At 51.7% G+C, this 20,884-nt stretch carries 26 protein-coding genes, 1 tRNA gene and 1 pseudogene; 18 read left to right on the top strand and 10 right to left on the bottom strand.

What is annotated here, in order from left to right:
- Positions 1 to 7 precede the first annotated feature (7 nt).
- On the top strand, positions 8 to 1,114 hold the full coding sequence (locus AFL22_RS20980) for an AAA family ATPase (protein WP_052272116.1): 1,107 nt from the start codon (positions 8 to 10) through the stop codon (positions 1,112 to 1,114).
- A 27-nt stretch (positions 1,115 to 1,141) separates the two neighbouring features.
- On the opposite strand, the gene ybcJ is transcribed toward AFL22_RS20980, so the two are convergent.
- Together ybcJ and folD are read right to left on the bottom strand one after the other, a co-directional pair.
- Positions 1,142 to 1,354 carry a ribosome-associated protein YbcJ gene (gene ybcJ / locus AFL22_RS20975; RefSeq protein WP_003849455.1) on the bottom strand — a complete coding sequence of 71 codons (213 nt, stop codon included), beginning with the start codon at positions 1,352 to 1,354 and terminating at the stop codon, positions 1,142 to 1,144.
- Positions 1,355 to 2,221 carry a bifunctional methylenetetrahydrofolate dehydrogenase/methenyltetrahydrofolate cyclohydrolase FolD gene (folD, locus tag AFL22_RS20970; RefSeq protein WP_010671240.1) on the bottom strand — a complete coding sequence of 289 codons (867 nt, stop codon included), beginning with the start codon at positions 2,219 to 2,221 and terminating at the stop codon, positions 1,355 to 1,357.
- Positions 2,222 to 2,394: 173 nt separating this feature from the next.
- Here folD and AFL22_RS20965 point away from each other — a divergent pair, with 173 nt between their 5' ends.
- Together AFL22_RS20965 and AFL22_RS20960 are read left to right on the top strand one after the other, a co-directional pair.
- A complete protein-coding gene (locus AFL22_RS20965) occupies positions 2,395 to 2,898 on the top strand; it encodes a DUF1198 family protein (protein ID WP_052272115.1) in 504 nt (167 codons plus the stop codon).
- Between the two features lie 94 nt (positions 2,899 to 2,992).
- Positions 2,993 to 3,069: transfer RNA gene (locus tag AFL22_RS20960), tRNA-Arg, on the top strand.
- 15 nt (positions 3,070 to 3,084) lie between these two features.
- Here the strand turns inward: AFL22_RS20960 and AFL22_RS24320 are convergent.
- Positions 3,085 to 3,791 (bottom strand): annotated as a pseudogene (locus tag AFL22_RS24320) (site-specific integrase); the annotation flags it as partial.
- A gap of 140 nt (positions 3,792 to 3,931) precedes the next feature.
- Between AFL22_RS24320 and AFL22_RS20950 the strand changes: the two are divergent.
- Positions 3,932 to 4,225 carry a DUF2542 family protein gene (locus AFL22_RS20950; RefSeq protein ID WP_033766659.1) on the top strand — a complete coding sequence of 98 codons (294 nt, stop codon included), beginning with the start codon at positions 3,932 to 3,934 and terminating at the stop codon, positions 4,223 to 4,225.
- Positions 4,226 to 5,254: 1,029 nt separating this feature from the next.
- Here AFL22_RS20950 and AFL22_RS20940 read toward each other — a convergent pair.
- Both AFL22_RS20940 and AFL22_RS23645 read right to left on the bottom strand, forming a co-directional pair.
- A complete protein-coding gene (locus tag AFL22_RS20940) occupies positions 5,255 to 5,467 on the bottom strand; it encodes a hypothetical protein (RefSeq protein ID WP_052272114.1) in 213 nt (70 codons plus the stop codon).
- A 129-nt stretch (positions 5,468 to 5,596) separates the two neighbouring features.
- A complete protein-coding gene (locus AFL22_RS23645; protein WP_071997996.1) occupies positions 5,597 to 5,824 on the bottom strand; it encodes a DUF333 domain-containing protein in 228 nt (75 codons plus the stop codon).
- A gap of 497 nt (positions 5,825 to 6,321) precedes the next feature.
- On the opposite strand from AFL22_RS23645, the gene AFL22_RS20935 reads away from it, so the two are divergent.
- Complete coding sequence (locus AFL22_RS20935) at positions 6,322 to 6,645, top strand: hypothetical protein (RefSeq protein ID WP_052272113.1); 324 nt, start codon at positions 6,322 to 6,324, stop codon at positions 6,643 to 6,645.
- Here AFL22_RS20935 and AFL22_RS20930 read toward each other — a convergent pair.
- The 3 genes from AFL22_RS20930 to AFL22_RS20920 all read right to left on the bottom strand — a co-directional run bounded on the left by AFL22_RS20930 (position 6,642) and on the right by AFL22_RS20920 (position 9,963).
- The gene (locus AFL22_RS20930) at positions 6,642 to 7,460 is read right to left on the bottom strand and encodes a DUF4225 domain-containing protein (RefSeq protein WP_052272112.1); all 819 of its coding nucleotides are present in this window, start codon (positions 7,458 to 7,460) and stop codon (positions 6,642 to 6,644) included. The genes AFL22_RS20935 and AFL22_RS20930 overlap by 4 nt on opposite strands.
- Positions 7,461 to 8,434: 974 nt before the next feature.
- Positions 8,435 to 8,761 carry a SymE family type I addiction module toxin gene (locus AFL22_RS20925; RefSeq protein ID WP_052272111.1) on the bottom strand — a complete coding sequence of 109 codons (327 nt, stop codon included), beginning with the start codon at positions 8,759 to 8,761 and terminating at the stop codon, positions 8,435 to 8,437.
- Positions 8,762 to 9,063: 302 nt separating this feature from the next.
- Complete coding sequence (locus AFL22_RS20920; protein WP_052272110.1) at positions 9,064 to 9,963, bottom strand: LysR family transcriptional regulator; 900 nt, start codon at positions 9,961 to 9,963, stop codon at positions 9,064 to 9,066.
- 141 nt (positions 9,964 to 10,104) lie between these two features.
- Between AFL22_RS20920 and AFL22_RS20915 the strand changes: the two genes are divergently transcribed.
- The 4 genes from AFL22_RS20915 (at position 10,105) to AFL22_RS20900 (ending at position 12,842) form a co-directional block, all read left to right on the top strand.
- Entirely contained in the window at positions 10,105 to 10,428 is a 324-nt protein-coding gene (locus AFL22_RS20915) for a hypothetical protein (protein WP_022626074.1), read from the top strand.
- 218 nt (positions 10,429 to 10,646) lie between these two features.
- Complete coding sequence (locus AFL22_RS20910) at positions 10,647 to 11,210, top strand: NAD(P)H-dependent oxidoreductase (protein ID WP_052272109.1); 564 nt, start codon at positions 10,647 to 10,649, stop codon at positions 11,208 to 11,210.
- Positions 11,211 to 11,290: 80 nt separating this feature from the next.
- Positions 11,291 to 12,013, top strand: coding sequence for an antibiotic biosynthesis monooxygenase (locus AFL22_RS20905; RefSeq protein WP_052272108.1), 723 nt, complete (start codon positions 11,291 to 11,293; stop codon positions 12,011 to 12,013).
- Between the two features lie 25 nt (positions 12,014 to 12,038).
- Entirely contained in the window at positions 12,039 to 12,842 is an 804-nt protein-coding gene (locus AFL22_RS20900; RefSeq protein WP_052272107.1) for a carboxymuconolactone decarboxylase family protein, read from the top strand.
- A 347-nt stretch (positions 12,843 to 13,189) separates the two neighbouring features.
- On the opposite strand, the gene AFL22_RS20895 is transcribed toward AFL22_RS20900, so the two are convergent.
- Positions 13,190 to 13,426 (bottom strand): DUF2171 domain-containing protein, encoded by a 237-nt coding sequence (locus tag AFL22_RS20895; RefSeq protein WP_003854080.1) that lies wholly within the window; start codon positions 13,424 to 13,426, stop codon positions 13,190 to 13,192.
- A 355-nt stretch (positions 13,427 to 13,781) separates the two neighbouring features.
- Here AFL22_RS20895 and AFL22_RS20890 point away from each other — a divergent pair, with 355 nt between their 5' ends.
- From AFL22_RS20890 to AFL22_RS20865, 6 genes are all read left to right on the top strand, one after another.
- Entirely contained in the window at positions 13,782 to 14,378 is a 597-nt protein-coding gene (locus AFL22_RS20890; RefSeq protein ID WP_052272106.1) for a DUF1349 domain-containing protein, read from the top strand.
- Positions 14,379 to 14,482: 104 nt separating this feature from the next.
- A complete protein-coding gene (locus AFL22_RS20885) occupies positions 14,483 to 15,502 on the top strand; it encodes a DUF481 domain-containing protein (protein WP_052272105.1) in 1,020 nt (339 codons plus the stop codon).
- A 103-nt stretch (positions 15,503 to 15,605) separates the two neighbouring features.
- A complete protein-coding gene (locus AFL22_RS20880; RefSeq protein ID WP_010259025.1) occupies positions 15,606 to 16,571 on the top strand; it encodes a magnesium and cobalt transport protein CorA in 966 nt (321 codons plus the stop codon).
- A gap of 131 nt (positions 16,572 to 16,702) precedes the next feature.
- On the top strand, positions 16,703 to 17,212 hold the full coding sequence (locus AFL22_RS20875) for a hypothetical protein (RefSeq protein WP_223565618.1): 510 nt from the start codon (positions 16,703 to 16,705) through the stop codon (positions 17,210 to 17,212).
- Positions 17,213 to 17,224: 12 nt separating this feature from the next.
- A complete protein-coding gene (locus AFL22_RS20870; protein WP_052272104.1) occupies positions 17,225 to 17,680 on the top strand; it encodes a YetF domain-containing protein in 456 nt (151 codons plus the stop codon).
- Between the two features lie 255 nt (positions 17,681 to 17,935).
- On the top strand, positions 17,936 to 18,169 hold the full coding sequence (locus tag AFL22_RS20865) for a hypothetical protein (RefSeq protein WP_033785445.1): 234 nt from the start codon (positions 17,936 to 17,938) through the stop codon (positions 18,167 to 18,169).
- A 37-nt stretch (positions 18,170 to 18,206) separates the two neighbouring features.
- Here AFL22_RS20865 and AFL22_RS20860 read toward each other — a convergent pair whose 3' ends face one another.
- On the bottom strand, positions 18,207 to 19,103 hold the full coding sequence (locus AFL22_RS20860) for a lipid kinase (RefSeq protein WP_010259020.1): 897 nt from the start codon (positions 19,101 to 19,103) through the stop codon (positions 18,207 to 18,209).
- 171 nt (positions 19,104 to 19,274) lie between these two features.
- Between AFL22_RS20860 and AFL22_RS20855 the strand changes: the two genes are divergently transcribed.
- From AFL22_RS20855 to AFL22_RS20845, 3 genes are all read left to right on the top strand, one after another.
- The gene (locus AFL22_RS20855; protein WP_010259018.1) at positions 19,275 to 19,547 is read left to right on the top strand and encodes an AraC family ligand binding domain-containing protein; all 273 of its coding nucleotides are present in this window, start codon (positions 19,275 to 19,277) and stop codon (positions 19,545 to 19,547) included.
- 12 nt (positions 19,548 to 19,559) lie between these two features.
- Positions 19,560 to 19,985 (top strand): DUF4186 domain-containing protein, encoded by a 426-nt coding sequence (locus AFL22_RS20850; RefSeq protein ID WP_022626067.1) that lies wholly within the window; start codon positions 19,560 to 19,562, stop codon positions 19,983 to 19,985.
- 138 nt (positions 19,986 to 20,123) lie between these two features.
- Positions 20,124 to 20,441 (top strand): hypothetical protein, encoded by a 318-nt coding sequence (locus tag AFL22_RS20845; RefSeq protein WP_010259015.1) that lies wholly within the window; start codon positions 20,124 to 20,126, stop codon positions 20,439 to 20,441.
- Positions 20,442 to 20,884: the final 443 nt, after the last annotated feature.

Here is a 20,884-nt window from a genome sequence, read left to right as displayed (position 1 = left end):
TTTTATTATGGCGATTGAACAGATTCAGATCCGCGGCTTCCGCTCGATACGTAACCTGACGCTGTCGCTGCAGCAGCTGAATGTGGTGAGCGGTCCTAACGGCTGCGGTAAATCCAACCTCTACAAAGCGGTGCGGCTGCTGCATGAGGCGGCCAGCGGTCGCCTGGCACTGGCGCTGGCTGAAGAAGGCGGCATTCAGAAAGCGATGTGGGCGGGCGGCTTACGCCGGGGCGATCGCCGACACGATCCAAAGCGGCTGGAGCTGGCCGTGGTGATGGATGACATGGATTACCAGCTGGAGATTGGCTTTCCCGAGCCGCTGGTGACCAGCCTGTTTAATCTCGATCCGCTGGTGAAGCAGGAGCGACTCTGGCTGAGCGGTCAGCAGCGCCGTCCTTCCGCCTGTATTATGCAGCGCGAAAATCAGACCGCCTTTCTGCACAACGTTGAGGGCGAGCGCGTCGCCTATCCGGCGGTGCTGCATCCCGAAGAGTCGCTGTTTGGTCAGCTTGGCGAACCGCATCGCTATCCGGAGCTTTCGCAGTTGCGCGAACGTCTGCAGCAGTGGCGCTTTTACCATGAGTTTGCGGTCTGGCCTGGCTCACCGATACGGGTACCGCAGATTGGCGTGCGTGCGCCGGTGCTGAGCCATGATGGCAGCAATCTGGCGGCGGCCTGGGCGACCATTGTGGAGCGCGGTCATTCCGAACTCCTGTCTGAGGTGATGGAACAGGCGTTTCCCGACAGCCAGTTTGATGTCGATGTGCAGAATGGCCGTTTCCAGATGCTGATGTCGCGTCAGGGCATTCTGCGTCCGCTGGAGAGCGCCGAGTTTTCTGATGGCACGCTGCGGTTTCTCTGTCTGGTTGTCGCACTGCTCAGCCCGCGTCCGCCCGCCTTTATGGCACTGAATGAGCCGGAAAACAGCCTGCATGAAGATCTGTTGCCTGCGCTGGCGCGCTTAATCGCCGAAGCCAGCGAGTTCAGTCAGCTCTGGATCACCAGCCATTCACCCCGGCTCGCGACGTTGATAGCGCAGCATACGGCGGTGAATCATATTGCACTGGAACAGCGGGAAGGGGAGACGTGCGTGAAGGGGGATGAGCGAGTGTAACAGCGTCCCCGCAGGGACGCCCGGAAATTACTCGACCACAGTAATGCGGAAACCCGCGAATTCCACGGTCTGACCGGCTACGATTTTGCAGCGCTTGCGGGTTTCTACCGCACCGTTGACCTTCACTTCACCCTCGGCAATCACGACTTTCGCCTGTGCGCCGCTCTGAACCCAGCCTTCCAGTTTCAGCAGGTCACACAGATCGACGTGCGGGAATTTACCCAGTGAAAAACTTGTCATTTAAACCACCTCTTTATCATGAAACTCTTCGCACGCCTGCAGCGTGTTTTGAATCAGTGTTGCTACTGTCATTGGGCCCACACCGCCCGGCACCGGGGTAATGTAGGAGGCGCGCTCGGATGCACTGTCAAAATCAACATCGCCCACCACTTTGCCGCTCTCCAGCCGGTTAATGCCCACGTCGATGACGATGGCGCCCGGTTTGATCCAGTCACCCGGAATAAACCCGGGCTTACCCACTGCAACGACCAGCAGATCGGCATGCTCAACGTGATGGCGCAGATCTTTGGTAAAGCGATGGGTGACGGTCGTGGTGCAGCCCGCCAGCAGCAGTTCCATGCTCATCGGACGACCAACAATGTTGGATGCGCCAACCACCACGGCATTCAGGCCGTAGGTGTCAATGTTGTAGCGCTCCAGCAGCGTCACGATACCGCGTGGCGTGCAGGGACGCAGGGTTGGCGCACGCTGACACAGGCGACCGACATTATAAGGGTGGAATCCATCGACATCTTTATCAGGCGTGATGCGCTCCAGCACTTTGACATTATCAATGCCGGCTGGCAGTGGCAGCTGCACCAGGATGCCATCGATTTCGTCGTCCTGATTGAGCGCATCAATCAGCTCCAGCAGCTCAGCTTCGCGGGTCGTGGCAGGCAGATCGTAAGAGCGGGAGTGGAAACCGACCTCTTCACAGGCACGGCGTTTGCTGGCCACGTAGATCTGTGATGCCGGGTTTTCACCCACCAGAACCACTGCCAGACCCGGCGCGCGTTTTCCGGCGGCCAGACGCTGCTTCACTTTTTCCGCAACCTCAACGCGCACCTGCTGCGCAATCGTTTTACCGTCAATAATTTTTGCTGCCATCAGAGAGGAAATCCACTGTGTTGTGTTGAATCGGGGAAGGGGACTATTTTGTCAGAAGCGCGGCGCGCTGTCAGTTACAGTTTCAGCCGCGTATGTGCTTTCCGGCTTTTTCGTCGCGACGAGTGCCAGCCTGCATGCGTATGATATCTGCAGGACAATCCGGGGACGATGTAATGATTTGGATAATGCTTGCTACTCTGGCGGTGGTGTTTGTCGCTGGATTTCAGCTGCTCACCGCTGGCTCACGCCACGCCGCTCAGCGGCTCAGCAAACGGCTGCAGCTGCCACCGGTACAGGTGGAATCAATGATCTCTATGATGGGGAAAGAGGCGGCGAAAGAGTTTACCGACTATCTCAGCAAGGATAATGAAACGCACCTGCATAATGGCGCAGCGGTACTGCTGATCTGGCAGGTGTTCATTGTTGACGGCAGTGAGGAGAATAGCCAGCGCTGGCATGCGATTCTCAGTCGAGCCGGTTTTCCACCGCTTATTAGCCGCCAGCAGCTGCTGCTCGCGCTGGGCTTTCTGCGCCAGCTGGAACCGGACATCCAGGCGCTGCATGCACTTCGTGAGCAATTCAATGCGCGTTTCACAACACAAGGGATTGAGCTGGAAGGAGAATTTACCGACAACAGTAAACTCGTGTCGCTCAGCGAATGGCGCAGGCGTCACTGACGCCAATTGGTCATTACCGCAGCACTTCGCTGCGGAGAAACGGCAAAAACGTTGACGTACCCGCTTCCCGACGTATAATCCGTGCCATCTCCATGCGCCCTTAGCTCAGTTGGATAGAGCACCGGCCTTCTAAGCCGTAGGTCACAGGTTCGAATCCTGTAGGGCGTACCAAATAAAATCATCGGTTTACGCCAGCTTCAATCCTACCTGATTATCTTCTTGTGTCGTATTTGTGTCGCTCTCACCCAAAAGTGAGTCAATTTTGCGCGCATGTTCGGTCAGGTGGTTAGGTGCGAGGTGAGCATACCGACGCACCATTTCAATATTTTCCTATCCACCCATTTCCTGCAGCGCGGAAAGCGGAACACCAGACTGGATTAACCAGCTCGCCCACGTATGCCGTAAGTCATGAAAGCGGAAGTCTTCTATGCCTGGCGCTTTTAGACCGATATTCCACGCCGTGTTATCATCACTGCGCATTTTCCTGCCTGCCGGTGCCAGCGTTCCATCGCTGCGATGCTTCGCCTTGGTTTGTACGAACACCTAACGTGACTGCTTATCTATCTGCCCCTTCAGCACTTTGCATGTCGTATCATTCAGAGCCACGCCAATAGCCTTGCCCGCTTTGGCGTTCTCCGAATTAATCCAGGCGACCTTCCTTTGCATATCAACCTGCGTCCATTCCAGATCCAGAATGTTTGAAAGGCGAAGGCCGGTAGCCAGCGCAAATATGACCACTGGTTTTATGCTTTCCGGCATGCAATCAATCAGCCGGTTCGCTTCCTCTCGCGTTAACAGCGGATGCGCTAGCTGACAGGCTTCTTTGTTTTGATAACCGGCGCTGTCTTTATCCAGCCCCATTCATTTGCTGCTGCACGCAGCAGCGATTGCATAAGGGCTGCATGGATGAGGTTATTCAGGCATTCACTATGCAGACACTTTTGAGTGAGTGGCGAAATATTACGCCACCCTTACTGGAATCTTATATAGCTGTGTAATAATGAACCTAAAAAATTGGCTGGGATGAAAAATAATGGGATTTCAGTATTGGTTCACAGTATGTGCCGCCTTTATAGTTGGTCTAATAACGCTGGCTGAGTCTTTCATTTACATGCATCGGGGAATCTATACCAAAACCTTTAAGGGAACGAGTCGCAAGGAATTCATCTACAAGGATGCCAAACCTATTGAATATTGGATCAGCACTATTCTTCATTTTGGAATTAGCATCATGATGATTGGGATCGGCTTCTGGTTCTTACAGGAAATCCCCGCAGTTAACCATTGGTACAATGAAATCCGCACAATGCCAGCATTTTGGTTTTAGGTCTCGTTCGCAGTTCAACCTTTGCTTAGGAAAAACAACCTCATCGTTTACCCAATCTTAAACCTCTAACTTGCGGTTTTTTTATTGCCCGTAGAAAGCTATGGGCATTCAAGTAAAAGGCATTCAACTGGCTCAGTAGAACCTCAACCCTCTGATTGGAGACATTTAGGGCTGAGCAGCGAGAAGTGTTTGAAAGGAATTAAAATTTGAATGGGTAATCCATATTTCGCATGATGGTTATAATCTTCAGGTAGCTATACCATTTTTGCTGCACACCTTTTAGGTGGCGATGATGAGATTCTTGTTAGTCTGGGGGAGCACTCAGGGAGTATTGGGCTCGAAGAGCCAGAATTTATGAAAAGACTAATGAAGTTGTTGCAACAAAGAATCGCTAGTGCCTTTCCATAAATTCATAAAGTGCATAATGGCATAGCCCACTCAGGTGGTTTTTTTGCTATCAGGTCTCAAGCATTGGGCAGATTGGGCCACTTCTTATAAGCGAAGATATAGAGTGTAAAGAAATGCAAGCCGGGGAATGATAGTAACAGAGCCATTTTCCATCCGAATCCCGCCTTTTGAGCCATACGAAAGCATGGAATAAACATAAAAAACCAGATTATGAACGTCATCGCTGCGAGTGGGTTTGGGTGTTCCATTGTGATTTCTCCGTGATTTGCGTTCTCTGGCTTATCGGCAGGCGCGCTATGACTTTTAGCAAAATTGATCATTTTCCACTTTTTTTCGACTACTCCATGCGAGGATTTATCCCGTCTATTATTTTGGGTATAGGGATATGAAGAAGCTGATTTTTGGTGCGGTTATTGCAACATTGCTTTCCGGCCGCGTCTACACAGGCACTAACTTCGACGAATCAAAGCTGAAGAAATGGATAAAGTAATTACCATTTCTCAAAACGGCTTAGCCGCTTTGTCTGACAACTACACCAACCTTGCGCGAATGAATGCTCAGGCTAAGCCCCTGAGGTCCTTCTGTTGGCCGTCGATGAACATCTTCTTGAATGTCGCTTCGTTATCGTTGGTTAGCTTTGCGATATAGCCAGACACCGATAAAGGCCAGCAGAGCAGAAAGCACCGCCTTAAGCGCAATCATTGTGAATTCGAAACTATCCATAGCGCCTTCACCATCACCGCTAATGTGGCCTTCTACCAGGGATCTGATGATGCTTTCAGGTATGAGAAACCAGGTTGCGGAGAAGATTATAATAAATATCAGTATTTTCATCGCACTACACACTTTGTGAAATCAGGAACATCAATGCGGCCGTATGCTGGTAATCCTCCTTTCATAAAGCCACGTCCCATTTTTACGGCTCCTTGATCGCTGCCCTGATATGCCTTCCGACTAACGAGTCTATTGGTTATCCCTTCTGTACAGTGCCCACTCCTCGATGCGCTCTCCGCCTGGCAGAGTACAGTAACCTGATTCACCATCCGGGCCCTTAACTATGTCCAGCTTGCCGCCCCTCTTTTCACAATGCACAGAGGCTGGGTTAGCCATGCCCACAGCGTGTTGTCTGTCATTATGGGGTACACAGGCTGTGAGTAATAAAGTGGTCGCTGCGATTGTAATTGCTTTCATTTTTAACCTTATCTGAAGAGATTGAGGAGGGTTAATTGTTATATCCACGCTGCTTCATCTCGCGCTGGCTTTTCTGTTTAATTAACCGGCTATTGTGACCTTGGGTAGCCATTGAAATCAGATCATAACCTGGGCTTAATCCCGCCAGTTAGTGTGGATTTATACATACATCGTGTTCATTAGGTGCATCACCTCTATCCCTTACCTTTGGGATCGCATCTCATCAGGGTACAGCCAGAGCTGCGTTGGCCACACCAACCGGCTTTCAGCAGCTGCATTGCTGGCCGCTTATTCGTCAGCTGTAACAGGCGCATTGATAGAGCACTTAAGGAGGGCAGCCATCGCGGGATTAACGGGTTACACCACAGCAATGACAGTAGCCTAGACAATTTCATCGGGCGGTACCGGTGTCGGCTACGTAAAGAGGTGGGTTAGCATGGGCCGGGTTCACTGTGCTATATTTCGCTCGTATCGCAACGTCATTCAGGATGAATCAGATGAACGAATTTGAGAAAGAACTCTTTAATAATGGCTTCTCTGCTAAAGAGATCGGTAAACTCAAAAGTATTATAAAAAAAGACGAGTCAAAAAAAGATACACTTCAGAGCCTCGTGATTGATCTAAGTAAACGCTTCTGGGGCGGAGTTATTGCTCTTATTGTTTTGATGCTTATTGGACTGGATGGCATTTTCAATGCAGATGCTTCAAATGCCATTCCATATATTGTTGTTCTGACGTTTGCATTCCTTGTGGTCTATTTTGTTACGCCTATGAGACTGGCATGGAAATCCTACAAATTTGTCAGAAAAACCAGAAGTTAGTTTTGAGAGGAGCTATTTTGCATTTGATAAAGGTTGATACCTATTCCACTCCCCTTATAGGCTGCTCCAGCGCCTTTTAAAGCAAGTGCTGGTTTACTCATAACCTGTACTTTGCGGTAATAGTCAGTTGGCAGATATTTGTATAGCCTCCAGGCCTCTGGCTTCAAAGTCAGCTTGAAAATGCCATAGTATGAAGTGGTCAAATCAACAACCTGATAGGCTAGCAATCCCAGTCGCTTATCAAAGCCAAAGAAATCTGCAACATCTTCATATTTATCTCTTATTGGGTTAGATGGATGAGCCACACCGCTAAGTCTACCTATGCTCTCAATCCCTGATCCCACTCCATTCATCACAAGGGTGGACCCCGCTACAACACCTAAAATATTACCCGTGGTGACAGAACCCACAATCAGACCGACCCCAGCCACGATTTGTAAGCCACTCAACACCACGCCGATGCCATTGATTACATATCCAATGACCTTTTCATGGTCATGGTAAAACTGCACCGAAGACGATACGACAGCTTCACCGGTTCTGAGCATTCGGTCCTGAATCTTAAGATACTGGCTTTCCTGCTTCAGATTCTGGATACACTCCTGACACTGATCATCCGAAGTCGAATTGCGAATCGTATGGAGCTGTAGTCGAGCGAATCCACGCACTTCATCCTGAAATTTCACTCTTAAAAGAGCATCTTTAAGATGAAAGTGAGAGAGAGAGGTTGCTACATTAACTAACTGATTAGCTTCCAAATTTGCCATCGTTAGAAAGTAGTTTGAGAGTCTTTTCGTGTCCCAATAGTTGTCCATAACAATACCTTTATATAAACGTCGTTCTCACCAGACATGGTTAATCAGATCCTAAAATAGCTGGAGTTTTTAGAGATTACAAATTGAAGATTTTAAGGAGTGGTGACAATTTTAGTAAGGGGTGCCTCAGGAGCATGCAACAAATTCAAATAAAGAATTTTTTAGATCAATATGCTTTCTAACAGGAGTAAATCCTTTAGGGCACCCAATCCTATCTTCTGTTTAGCATCCACATACTCTTTGTTTTCTTACTGACGTCATAATACCTCAATAGTTTGCTTTCGTTCGTACGAACGTATTTAATAGCTGTACTTTGATTATGCGGTGGTTTGGATATGGCACCTATTTATGGCTTTGTCTGGAGGTTCGTAAAGTCAAAACCTGTTTATTGACAGTTCTGATGTTTGCATTCGCCGATTAATTTCTGTCGCTGTAGGATATTCAGCAAGTTTAAAAAATGTTCATCCAGGGTAGATAAACACTGATGGCGGATTAGATTATATAAAAAGGTTGGTCAGGATGGTATCTTCGTACGCATAGAAACATCCTTCAGGAGGAATCTGATAAACAAATTTGAGCAAAATTTTCTTCAAATATTTTCTCAGCTAAAGATCTCATAAAACTAAAAGATATGCTTACCAGAGAATGTAAGTGTTAATTTTTTGTCCATTTTTAATTGCCTGCTTTGTTTTTTTTACTCATTTAGAGTAGTGCGATTCTTACAAAAGCATAGTGTGTACATCGATAATCTGTATTTTGCGATAACAATCTGATAATAAAAATTTAATAATTCTTCAGAAATCATTCCAATCTATAGATTATCTGTCTTCTCATTATAAAAGGCGATTAAAACAGGGGAGCGCTACGCTGGCTTGGCAAAAGTTAATTTAAACTTAAAAACGCGGATAATTATTGCCAGCAATACTGATCTGCCGCTCCCCAATCAGAAGCGGCATCCTTTTACCTCAACGCCACTAACCCGCAACCACACTCGACAAAGCCAGAACCTGCTTCTGTTTTCTTGCAGGCAGCTTATTCAGCTGCGCTAACGCGTTAACCAGCTGCTCATCGACCGGCTCTGGTGGTTTCACGGTCAGCACAATACGGCCCGCCGTGACTTTTACTTCTACTTCGGTGCCAGTGGTAAATCCGGCGGCAGCCAGCCACTGGCCTTTCATGATAATCGACGGAATACGCGCGTAACTGGGATACCGGCTGGCGTAACTCACCGTTAATTTGCGTTGGGAAACGGAAGGGGCTTCTGAATTTAAACCAACTGCATTACACTCTGACTCAGTCATGATCTCTATTCCTTTTCAATAGTGATTGTGATTAGCGATACAGGAGTGCTCCAACACCTCTGTATCGCGCTAAATACCTGTACATATAATCAACTATTGCAGGAAAAGTCCAGCTGAAAATCGATGTAAATCAGTGACTTTAATCATCTGATAAACAGCGAGTTTTACGATAACGATCTCAAAAAAATGCAATTAACTGAAAGCATTCATTGTTCGGAATACAAGAAAAGTCACAGGCGATATCTCGTCATAAATATCTTTCATTAGCCGCATACATTAAGTCCGCAATTAGTAACATGCGCTTAACCCGCAGTGTGCTTAAGCAGAAACTCGATTAACGTTTTTACTCTTTTCGTTTTACCCGCGCTTTTAGGATAATAGAGATAAACCGGCGGATAAGTTTTCCAGTAACGCTCCATCACCGGAATAAATGCCTTTTTATCCGGCTGTAAATTATGAACCGGTTCAAACAGTCGCCCGATACCCAGCCCGTTGCGAATGCCATCAGCCATCACCTCAATATCATTACTCATCAACTGACCCGGCATCTCAACGGTCAGCTGTTCGCCATGATGATCCAGAATCAGCGGCAGAATACGATTATTGGTGATAAACCGGTAACCGATAAGCCGGTGCTGATGCAGGTCAGACGGACACTCTGGAATGCCGAACGCTGCCAGGTAGGCAGAAGAGGCATACAAACCTTCGCGAAACGGCTTCATCAGCGGGCGCGCCACCACGCCACCTTCCAGAATGTCACCAAACCGGATCCCCAGATCAAAACGTTCATCAATGATGTTCACGGTGCCATCGTATACCGAAATTTCCAGCTGAATACCGGGATATTGCTGGCAGAAAGCGGCCATCGCAGGTTTCAGCACCAGCAGATAGGCAAAGCGCGAAAGGGTGATTCTGACCAGTCCCGACGGTTCCTGATTCTGGTCGCGGATGCTTTCCAGCGATTTTTCCAGCGAGGCTACCGCTGCTGAGGTTTGTTCCAGCAGCTGCTGTCCGGCATCGGTCAGCTCAATCCGGCGCGTGGTTCGTACAAATAGCGGATGACCGATGTGCGCTTCAAGCAGCTTCAGCGCCTTACTGACAGAGGGGGGTGTAATCTCCAGTTTGCGCGCTGCCGATGAAATATTCCCTTCGCGGGCGATGCTCTGGAAGATGCGTATCTGGTTATAGATGGCGTTGTTCACGGGATAATCCTGACACAATCGGGCTGCTTATTATTAGCCGCAGGCTAAATATCTTTGAGTCAATAGTGGCCTAATCTTCACTAAATCGCGAGCATATACTCCTTATCAGTTCCCCCTGGCCGTGAATCTCAGGAGATTGCTATGCGAATTTTGTGTCTGGATAAACCCGCCCCCGATGCCACGCTGGAAAAGTATCACCCTCATCTGGCTGCCGAAGCTTTCCATGCCTGGAGTCTGTATAAATCCGGTGCGCTACGCGATATTTACTACCGACAGGATCGACCCGGCGTTGCGATCTTCCTTGAATGCGACTCGGTGGAACAGGCCCAAAGCCTGCTGGCTGACTTTCCGCTGGCAAAAGCCGGTCTGCTGAGTTTTGACTGCATCCCGTTAGGTGCATTCACCAACTGGGAAAGCCTGTTCGCTGCAGAGTATAAGCCTCAGCAAGAGGGCGCCACCCAATGATCAGTCGCAAACCGCTACCGTGTGTTGTCACCAGTCATCCGACAGGTGTCAGGCAGGCGGCGCAGTAAAAACGCCGCGTGAAGCGCTGGCTGCAGGAAAGGCGGAAGCCGTAGCGAGTGGATTTGATTAAACGGTGCCGGACGGCAAAAAGTACCCAGCGCGTGATGGCATCGCCAACGCCTTGCCATCTGTTAAAAAAAGATGATTAAAAACTGAAAATGAAAAATATATTAATTATTTCCGGTCATCCTGACCTGAGCCATTCGGTCGGTAATGCTACCATTCTTAATGAAGTCGCTTCTGCGCTGCCTGATGCTGAAATCCGTCGTCTGGATGCACTTTATCCGGACAACAACATCAATGTCAGCGCCGAACAGGATGCACTGCTGAAGGCAGATATTATCGTCTGGCAATTTCCCTTCTCATGGTATTCGCTGCCAGGGCTCATGAAGTTATGGCTGGATGACGTATTTGTTCATGGGTTTGCGCACGGATCGACGGCCAGACTCGGCGGTAAAAAACTGATCCTCTCCTTCACCACTGGCGCACCGCAGGCGTTATACGCGGCAGATGGCGTCTTTGGTCATCAGCTGGAGGATTATCTGATTCAGTTTGAAACCACCGCCCGGCTCTGCAATCTGGAGATGCAGAAACCGGTTTATACCTGCGGGATAAGCTATGCCAGTCGTAATGAAACTATTATCACGCAGCAAATTGCTGCAGCAAAGCAACACGCGTCGCGACTCATTGCTCAGCTCAATACGGAACTCACAACGGCTTAATAGCCAGATGAAACAGATATCGCGCCGGTTAATACACCGAATGAATCGCAAATCACCTCATCCGATAATTAAGGCAGACCGTGAACAATATTACCGCTCTGACTCTGACTCTGCTGATGGCCGGCCCGGCATCGGCAGCCGCTTTAACAGAACCCACAAATCGTGTCATTAATCTGCATGAAATGGAAATTAAGGCCGGGAAAAACGGACAGTACGATGAAGTTGCCAGAGATAATATTACCCGTTCGCTGGCAGAGCAACCAGGTACGCTGGCGATGTATTCACTGAAACATAAAGAAAATGCTCATCAGGCTTATATGATTGAAATTTATGCGAGTGAAGAGGCATACCAGCAACATCTCAGTTCAGAGCCGTACCGGTCCTTTATTCAGCACGCACCTGATCTTATCAGCCAGAAAAAGAGCACCATGCTGGTGCCACAGTTTCTGGGTGATAAACCCTTCGTACAGAATAAAGAAACCATTAATAACCTGGTGATTGTTGACGTGAAACCGGCCGATCAGCAGGCATTCCGCGATATTGTGCTGCCTGAAATGGCGGAATCACTGAAGGTGGAACCGGGCGTACTGGCGATGTATGCCGCGACCGATGCGAAAAACAGATATCGCTGGTTCTTCTATGAAATCTACGCGAGTGACGCCGCCTATCAGCAGCACCGCGAAACGCCCCATTTTCGCGACTATATCCGGCTGACAGCTGAGATGACCGACCGCAAAGAGGCGATCCCCGTGTTGCCAGCTCTGCTGAAAAACCGTGGCGCTCTTAACTCTTTTGTTAACTGACCTTTACCAGGGAGCTGATCAGAGGATGAAAAAAGTGATTGCCGCCGCCGCGATCTCCATGATGCTGGCCGACCTGGCCGCTGCTGAACCCAAAAGAGGTGAAACTATGTTGAACGTCAATCCATCCAGCCTTTCGGTTGCCGACATTGAGTCCGTCTCTCCCGCACTGGCTCGTTTCGGACGTGAAGCGATAACCGATGATCTCTGGAAACGCGACGCACTTTCGATCCGTGACCGCAGTATCGTCACGCTTGCCATTCTCATCGCCCGCAACCAGCCTGCTGAGTTACAACATTACGCCGGTGTGGCGCTCGATAGTGGCGTGACGCCTGCCGAAGTCTCCGAAATTATCACTCACCTGGCGTTCTATTCCGGCTGGCCCAATGCGATGTCCGCAATTGCGGTGACCAAAAATGTGTTTCAGGCGCGAGGCATTGGTGCCGATCAACTGGCCAAAGCCTCTCCGGCACTGCTGCCACTAAATCAGGCAGCCGAACAGCAGCGTTCTGCAACGGTAGAGAAAAATGTGGGGCCGATCTCGCCCGGGCTGGTCAGATTCACCGCCGATCCGCTGTTTCTCAATCTGTGGCAGCGGCCAGCGCTACAGCCTCGAGACAGAAGTCTGGTGACGGTCAGCGCGCTGATTGCTTCAGGACAAAGTGCGCAAATTAGCTACCATCTCAACCGGGCGATGGACAACGGATTGACGGCTGAAGAAGCGGGCGAGATTATCACTCAGGCCGCGTTCTATGCTGGCTGGCCAAATGCCTTTTCAGCGGTTCCGGTGGTGGGTGAAGTGCTGCGGGATCGCGCAGCAAAACAGGAATAACCCGCAGCGGGTGAGGATCTCAGGTTTTACTTCACCCGCCGTTTCTTATGCCCGCCGGATACCGACAGAGATCCGGCAAAGTGCTGCGCCATTCTGGTGGTTTTTTCCCCTCCCGCCGCAATGCCATGATGACCGCTCCAAACCCTCCGCTTACGACCACCCGCCACCGGGCATAAAAACAGGGAGCACCGCGTCATGGAAAGTAAAAATCTGACAGATATTGCTGAAGACGTTTCAGACGGTGTGAAATATAAAGCAGTAATAAATGAAGGATGGGCAGGGAAGGACGCAAGAGTTATTTAACAGAATAAATGAAATAAGCCGTGGCGGGCGCCACGGCTAATGTTTTATGCAGACTGCCACTCACTCTCAACATCCGCTTTGGCTTTAGAAAGGATGACTTTATTATCATCAACCTCTTTTACCCAGCTGAATGGAATAATGTGGTGTTTGCCGCCCGCTTCAGGATCGCTTTTCGCCAGCTTAATTTTGTCGTCGCCTTCGAAGTGGTCGACAATCCCGACATGTTCGCCATTCACATCAACAACCTGCGCGTGATCTAAAATCTCTGATTTATCTACCATGGTGGCTTAATCCTTATATTTAATGAGTTCAGTTGCCCTCAGACAAAACAAGCCTGGTTGTTAAATGCTGTTTTCGCCAGGGGATTAACAAAATGAAATAGTTCAGTGAACTGGACCTGGTCGCTGTTATTTATTGCCGGCAGGAGAATAAAGGGCATATAAGCGAAACCGCAAACAGAGTCGGAGTATCTGCAGCCACGGGTCTGCTGACCTCACTGCCTGCCACATCGACACCATCAGATTTGCCGCAATCGTCTGCCGCCTGTTCACCAATCAACGCTATGATAATCAGGTCAATCGCCACGCCGCAGATCGGCCAGCACGCGGGCGGTTTAACTTACCCAAAGGAGTGCCTATGACAGCAGTCAGTTCAATTACCACTGAAGGTGGCGTCTGGATTAATCAGCCGCCGGTACACAGTCTGGATGGCGATACGCTGAGGTTCGAAACCGCGCTGAACAGCGATTTCTGGCAGCGTACCTGGTACGGATTCGAACGGCACAGCGGCCACGCTTTCGGCTTCTGGGTGGAACACGACTTTACCGTTCAGGTGCAGGTAAGGGCGGATTTCAGTCAGCTCTACGATCAGGCCGGGCTGTTTATTCAGGATAACGAAACGCACTGGGTTAAAGCGGGCATTGAGTTTAACGATGACCAGCCCGCAATTGGCAGCGTGGTGACGCGCGAGTTTTCCGACTGGTCTACCGGTGTGTTTCCCGGCGATGCGCGCCAGTTCTGGCTGCGCGCCACCCTGGAAAACGCGGCCTTAAGAATTCAGTACTCTACCGACGGCGTGAGCTGGCCGTTGTTACGGCTCTGCCCGTGGCCCGGTCAGGTACGGCGGTTTGTCGGAGTGATGGGTTGCTCGCCTGAACGTGAAGGGCTGGCGATGAGTTTTACGGACTTCGCTATTACTCCACCGCTCGGCAAAGCACTGCACGATCTCTCCTGACCCAGGCGGCGCATTGCATATCGTCGCAGAATCGGCTTAATTGTCAGGTCAGAATTTGCGGTGACGCGTCGCCCGTGCAAGACGACGCCTTTACAGGGAAAGCTATGCGTTGCGCCACCTCGTTTATCCCGCTGCTGGTCATCAGTTGCTGCGCCGGATGGGCACAGCAGGCCACTGCCGATACCGTCTGGCTGAATAATGGCGATCGGCTGACCGGCACGATTCGTTATCTCAGCGACGGCAAGCTGGGGATAGAGACACACTACGCCGGTACCGTCACGCTGGACTGGAGTGCGGTCAGTACGCTCGCCAGCGAGAATCCGGTAAATCTCGAAAACAAAAAGACCGGCGAACATTATCAGGTGCGGCTCTCCTCATCCGATCCCGGCTATGTCTGGGTGGAACGCAACGAGCAGGAGCAGCAGGTTTCGCTGCGACGCATTGATGAGTTTATGAAAGCCAAAGTCCGCAGCGATCAGCTTGCCTGGACCGGCAACATCGATGCGGGCGTGAAAGTCAAAAAAGCCTCGACCAAAACTGACGACTACAGCTTCGCGCTCAACACCAAACTGAACCAGGGAAAATGGCGTCATGATATCGGCGCGACCTACAATCGCGAGCAGGAAAACGAGAGCATCAATACCGATAACTACAGCCTGCGCTACGCCTTTGACTATCTGGTCAGGGAGCAGTTCTTCTGGCAGACCCGCGCCACCTACAAGCGCGACTGGGTGGAAAATCTGTCACGTCAGGCGCTAATCGGCACCGGTCCGGGTTATCAGTTGTGGGATACCGAACTCAGCGCGTTCTCACTCTCGGTGCTGGGTGGTGCCTTTGAGTATGGCTACAGCGATGACCGGGAAGAGCGGCACTTTGGCGGCTCGCTGCGCTGGAACTATCAGCGCTATCTGCTGGGCAAATCGGTCACGCTTTACAGCAATGGCGATGTTGGCCATTCGCTGGATGATGACGGCGTATTTATGCTGGATGCCGAAGTCGGCCTGCGCTACAGCCTGACTTCGTGGTCAACACTGCACGTTGGCTATCACCGTAATCTGGTCAGCGGCATACCCGATACCCTGAACGAAGGCATTTTCTCCACCGGATTAGGGCTGAAGTGGTAAGCCGCTGATCGAACAGCGTCGCAGCAAATCCTTACGGTTTTTATCCGGTTACAGGCGCGGGATTGGCTAAGCTGCATGTATTGTCACAACGGGAAAGCAGAAGATGATCGTAAGCAGCAGGGTGTATCGTCCGGGATGCGCGGGCGAAGAGGTTGAAGTCGATGATATCAGTGAAGTGATCAAAGAGCCGGAGGCGTTTATCTGGCTCGGGTTGTGGCAGCCAGACGCTGAGTTTATGGCGAAGATTAAAGAGGAGTTCGGACTTCATGAACTGGCGGTTGAGGATGCACTCAATGCCCATCAGCGACCTAAAATCGAACATTATGGCGAATCGCTGTTTATCGTGGTGAAAACGGTGTGCGCTAAGGATGACAGCTGCGAACTGGGCGAAACGCATCTTTTTGTCGGAAAAAACTTCCTGATCAGCATCCGTCACGGCGCCTCTGAAAGCTACACCCCGGTGCGGCAGCGGGCGGCTGAAAACCCGGCGCTGCTGAAGTTTGGTCCCGCTTATCCGCTCTACTGCCTGCTCGATTTTATTGTTGATCGCTATGCCGAGCTCTCTACCTCGCTGAATGAACGGGTCGGACAGATGGAGAACGATCTCTTCACCAGTGAATTTGATCGCAAGTCGGTGCAGTCGGTCTACACCGTGCGGCGTCATTTGCTTAAACTGCGTAATGCGGCGCTGCCCGTGGAGGAGATCTGCAATCAGCTGATCCACCTGCATGAAGATCTGATCCCGCGTCCGCTGCGCGCCTATATCCGCGACGTGCAGGATCACGCCCGCCATGTCGTCACCGACGCGGAAGATATGCGCGAAATGCTGACCAGCGCCATGCAGGTCAATCTGGCTCTGGTGACGGTGCAGCAGAATGAAGTGGTGAAAAAGCTGGCAGGCTGGGGTGCGATCCTGGTGATCCCGACCGTGGTCTTCAGTATGTATGGCATGAACTTCGAGCATATGCCGGAGCTGAAGTCGCTGTATGGCTATCCGCTGGCGGTGGGGCTGACGCTGCTGGCCTGCGGCGGGTTGTGGGCCAAACTGCGTCGCTCCGGCTGGCTGTAAACGGCAGGATGCGGTGCCAGATTGTCCCGCTGAAAAGGTCACGACCCGCCAGATAGTGAACCGATACTGTCTGGCTATGCTTAACGCAGCGTGCAGTTTTTGTTCCTGAGCCAACAGTGTGTGAGGTCACGGTGAAAAAAGAGGATAGCAGCGGCCAGGCAGTACCGATTCAGGAAAACCTCCGCTGGGTACGCCGTGAATGGCTGATTCAGCGTATCGGTGAATACGTCCTGATTGCGCTGGTGATTCTGGGTGCGTGCGGACTCTTTTCCAAAGGCGTGCTGAGTAATGGCAGCGCCCGCTCGCCGGACGGGACCATCCAGGTGGAGTATGAACGGTTTGGCCGGGTTGAGAGCAATATGGATATGCGCATTCGCTACAACGCACCGGTAACCGATCGCTTTACCGTTACGATTGGCGGTGGCGCCCTGGATAACCTGCAAATCCAGACGCTGCAGCCTCAACCGCTGGAGGCGGTGACGATTGGCAGCGATCTGCGGCTGACCTTTTCGGCCCGCAACACCGGACCGGATCACGCGATCTGGCTTGGCCTGCAGCCGCGCAATGCGGGGCGCATTCACGTCACTATTCATGGTGACGGCCATGCTCCGGCCCGTTTTACCCAATGGATTTATCCCTGACAGAGGCGCTTTATGGAAACGGTATTACGTGCCGCAGCGATCTACCTGGTGCTGATGGTCGTGTTCAAAATTGCCGGCAGACGCACTCTGTTGCAGATGACCTCTTTCGATCTGATTCTGCTATTGATCATCAGTGAAGCAACTCAGCAGGCGCTGCTGGGCGACGATTTTTCTGTTACCGGCGCGGCGCTGACTATTATCACGCTGGTAGCGATTGATATTGTGCTGGGCAAACTGAAAAGTCGCTTTCCGGTGGTGGAGCAGGTGATCGATGGCGGCCCGGTGATCCTGGTCGAGAATGGTAATCTGCTGACTGACCGCATGAAGATGACCGGCATCAGTCCTGATGATGTGCTGGAAGCGGCGCGCTCCGGGCAGGGGCTGGAGCGATTTGATCAGATTAAATATGCGGTGCTGGAGGTTAACGGCCATATCTCGATTATTCCCCGAGCCGATAAACAGTCCTGAGGGGCGTTCGCCCTGGCCTGACAGGAGAGCGCCCGTGCCGGAGCCGCGCAGGTTACACACGCCTGAAATATCCTCATCCCCTTGCTGCAGCAGGCCCTGAATGCATTACAGATCCTCATTGCGTCACGCTGCGCTTGTTATGCCGCTTCCCTTGTAATCCTGTCGATTTCGTTCAGACTGAGTATTCCACTCATGCTTTATCATCAGAGCTGGCCTGACTATCAATCAGCGTTATGCTTTTACAGTCAGGATTAAATGAATGAATTTACGCGATTTACCTTCTACCCGGTTACCGGCTGGCATATTGGTCCCCTGAACACTCATCAGGCACTGGTAGTGAAATTCGGTTATATCGATCCCAATGCCCCGCGTGAAAAGGGCCCGCAGGAGACCCTGTTTCTGGGTCTGACCCTCGACATGGCGAAAAAGCTGGTCGCCAATCTTTCCGAACACATCGACTACGCTGAAAAAAAGAGCACCCAGCACTAGTTTATCACCGCGATCGGTTACCACGCCCACCGTCGGGCTATTTTGCTGCGCTGTCGCCCGGTGCATAAACCCGCAGTGCACTGGCGATCAGGCGAAAATGCGCGGGTGTCTGACCGATAATCTCACCATCTGCATTGATGTAATGGGGACGGCGCGTCTCAATCGTCAGCTCCGTGGCGCTGAATGCCCGCACGTTACGCCAGCGACCGTGAGTGCCGCGCCGCAGAAAGGGCAGCAGCGCAATGAGCTGCCAGCTATGCTGCAGCTCCAGACTGTAGACATCCAGTAACCCATCGTCCGGAGCGGCACGCTGTTCCACCGTCATGCCGCCCCCATAAAAGCGTCCATTGCCCACCGACACCTGAACCGTTTTGATCGGCGTCCGATGGCCCTGATGCACCAGCGTAGCGCTGAAGGGACGGCTCTGCCGCAGCACCCGCAAAGCCGCCAGGGCATAACCGCCCACTCCCCAGCGTTTTTTCGATTCCGCCGTGAGGTTGCGCGCCAGTTCCACCGAAAAGCCGATGCTGGAGACGTTCAGAAACAGGTGCTGATTCACTTCACCCAGGTCCACTGCGCGCAGCTGCCCGTCAGCGATAATCTTTATCGCGGACTCCAGGCTGGCAGGAATGCCCAGCGTGCGGGCAAAATCGTTGGCGGTGCCCAGTGGTAAAATGCCCAGCGGCAGGCCGGTCTGCATCAGTCCCGGCGCGGCCGCATTAAGCGTGCCGTCGCCACCGCCGACGATCACCGCATCAACGCGATGGGCATACGCCGCGATTAATTCGCTGTAGCTGCGGGTATCATCTCCGGCCGGTTGCAGCAGGGTGAACCCGGCCTGAGCCAGCAGCGACTGTGCGCGGCTGGCCTCGGCGCGTCCTTTGCGCGAGCGCTGATTAATCAGCAGCAGGGCAGTTTTCTCCTGTTGAGACATACTTTTGCGTTATCCCGATGTCAAAATGGCTGTAACGAGACGGCAAGTACAGCACTGGCCTGACCGGTGAACAACCCTGCTTGCGCTACTTTACGTAACCTGTTGAGTGCCATAAGCGGCGATAAAGATCGTCTACACTGCTAAGGGTCAGATCCACACTGAGGAGTTGCGATGACAGAACACGAATTCAGAAAATTGTTAGCCGAACAGGGTTTTGACGAGCCTCTGTTGATTGAGCGTGCAGCCGCCGCCCAGCTTGATAATCATGTACATCCCTTTGAAGCACTGGCACTGATTCTGAGTGGTGACATCACCATCAGTACCGAACAAGGCGATACCACCTATCATCCCGGTGAGACATTTCATCTGCAGCCAAATGAACTCCATCGTGAGGCGTTCGGGTCGCAGGGCGTACGCTATCTGGCGGGACGTAAATATGAGTGACTGGCAATCAGCATGAAGGTTTCTGACGACCTGTTTACCCGGCTGTCACGCTCGCCGTTCCGTCAGCGCTTTCGTCTGGGACGCGCGGAATATGATTATGCGAGCAGCAAAGGCGAGCCGGTATTGCGCCAGCACGCCGCTGAGTTTGTGGCACAGCGGCTGGCGCCTGCGCAGCCAGAAAATGATGGCAAGCAGACGCCGATGCGCGGCCACCCGGTGTTTATCGCTCAGCACGCCACCGCAACCTGCTGTCGTGGCTGTCTGAGTAAGTGGCACAACATCGGACAGCACCAGCCGCTGAGCGCGGAGCAGCAGGCCTATATAGTGACGGTGTTGCTGCAGTGGATCACTCATCAGATGCAGCAGCCTGCACCGCCTGCTCGCGTCAGCCGAAGCCAGCCGAAACCGGATGAAAATCCGCAACTCGCACTTTGGTAATGGACGAAAAAGCTACAGCCGGCGGCTTTTTCTGGTGAAAACTGGCCCTTTTTCATTCCTGGTTTATTCTTAAATCTTTCCTGGGAACACTATGCCAGGATTAAAACCTACACGGCAACGATTCATACAGAGGGAATTATGAAGAAATCAATTATTGCACTGTCTGCTATTTTGCTGGCCTCGCCGGTATTTGCTGCTACCACTACAGATAACACCGTTGCGGAAGCGCATAAAGGCGCCGATACCGCGAAGGAAAAACTGCATCAGACCCAGAACGAAGGCAAAGAGCTGAAGCTGAAGTCTGAGCACGCCGCTGAAGGCAAAAGCGATACCACCGGCAGTAAAATCACCGAAGGTACGCAGAAAGGCTGGCACAAAACCAAAGAAGGCACTGAGAAAGGCTGGGATAAAACCAAGCAGGGTGCTGAAGATCTGAAAAACAAAGCGACTAACTAATTCGCGGCTGTTCTCAGGTTAAAAAAAGAACCCACCGAAAGGTGGGTTTTTTTATGGTTGGGAAATTCTGGCTTTGGATTGCTGCTGGATCGAGCCTGCTCAGGGTACTGGGTCAGATCGGAAAGACGCAAAGGCCGTCACGGTCAAACGTGGCAGCTTTTTTTCTGGGCGAGCGAGCCACAGTGCGGGCCTGAGCACCTCTGCTGCTGCCGGGCCGTCCTCGCGCCGCTCACGCGGTACCTTCGGCTTTGACGTCGTGCCGACGAACCGTTCGGGGATCGGCCCTCCCTGGCCGGCCCCGAACTGTCCACGCTTCCCGGCGTGGACTTCTGGCCCGCCGTCACGCCTCAGCGCTGCGGATAGCCCTTTCAGCAGCAGCGGTCGCTCCGGCCTCTACTTTCGTGCTCTTTTCTGACCAGTTTCCACTGACTTTTAAGAGCAGG

The sequence above is a fragment of the Pantoea sp. CFSAN033090 genome (genome assembly GCF_001264395.1).
In the GTDB taxonomy this organism is placed as follows: Bacteria; Pseudomonadota; Gammaproteobacteria; order Enterobacterales; family Enterobacteriaceae; genus Pantoea; species Pantoea agglomerans.
Note: the sequence above shows the minus strand (reverse complement) of the source record. Positions and strands in the feature narration are given on the sequence as shown.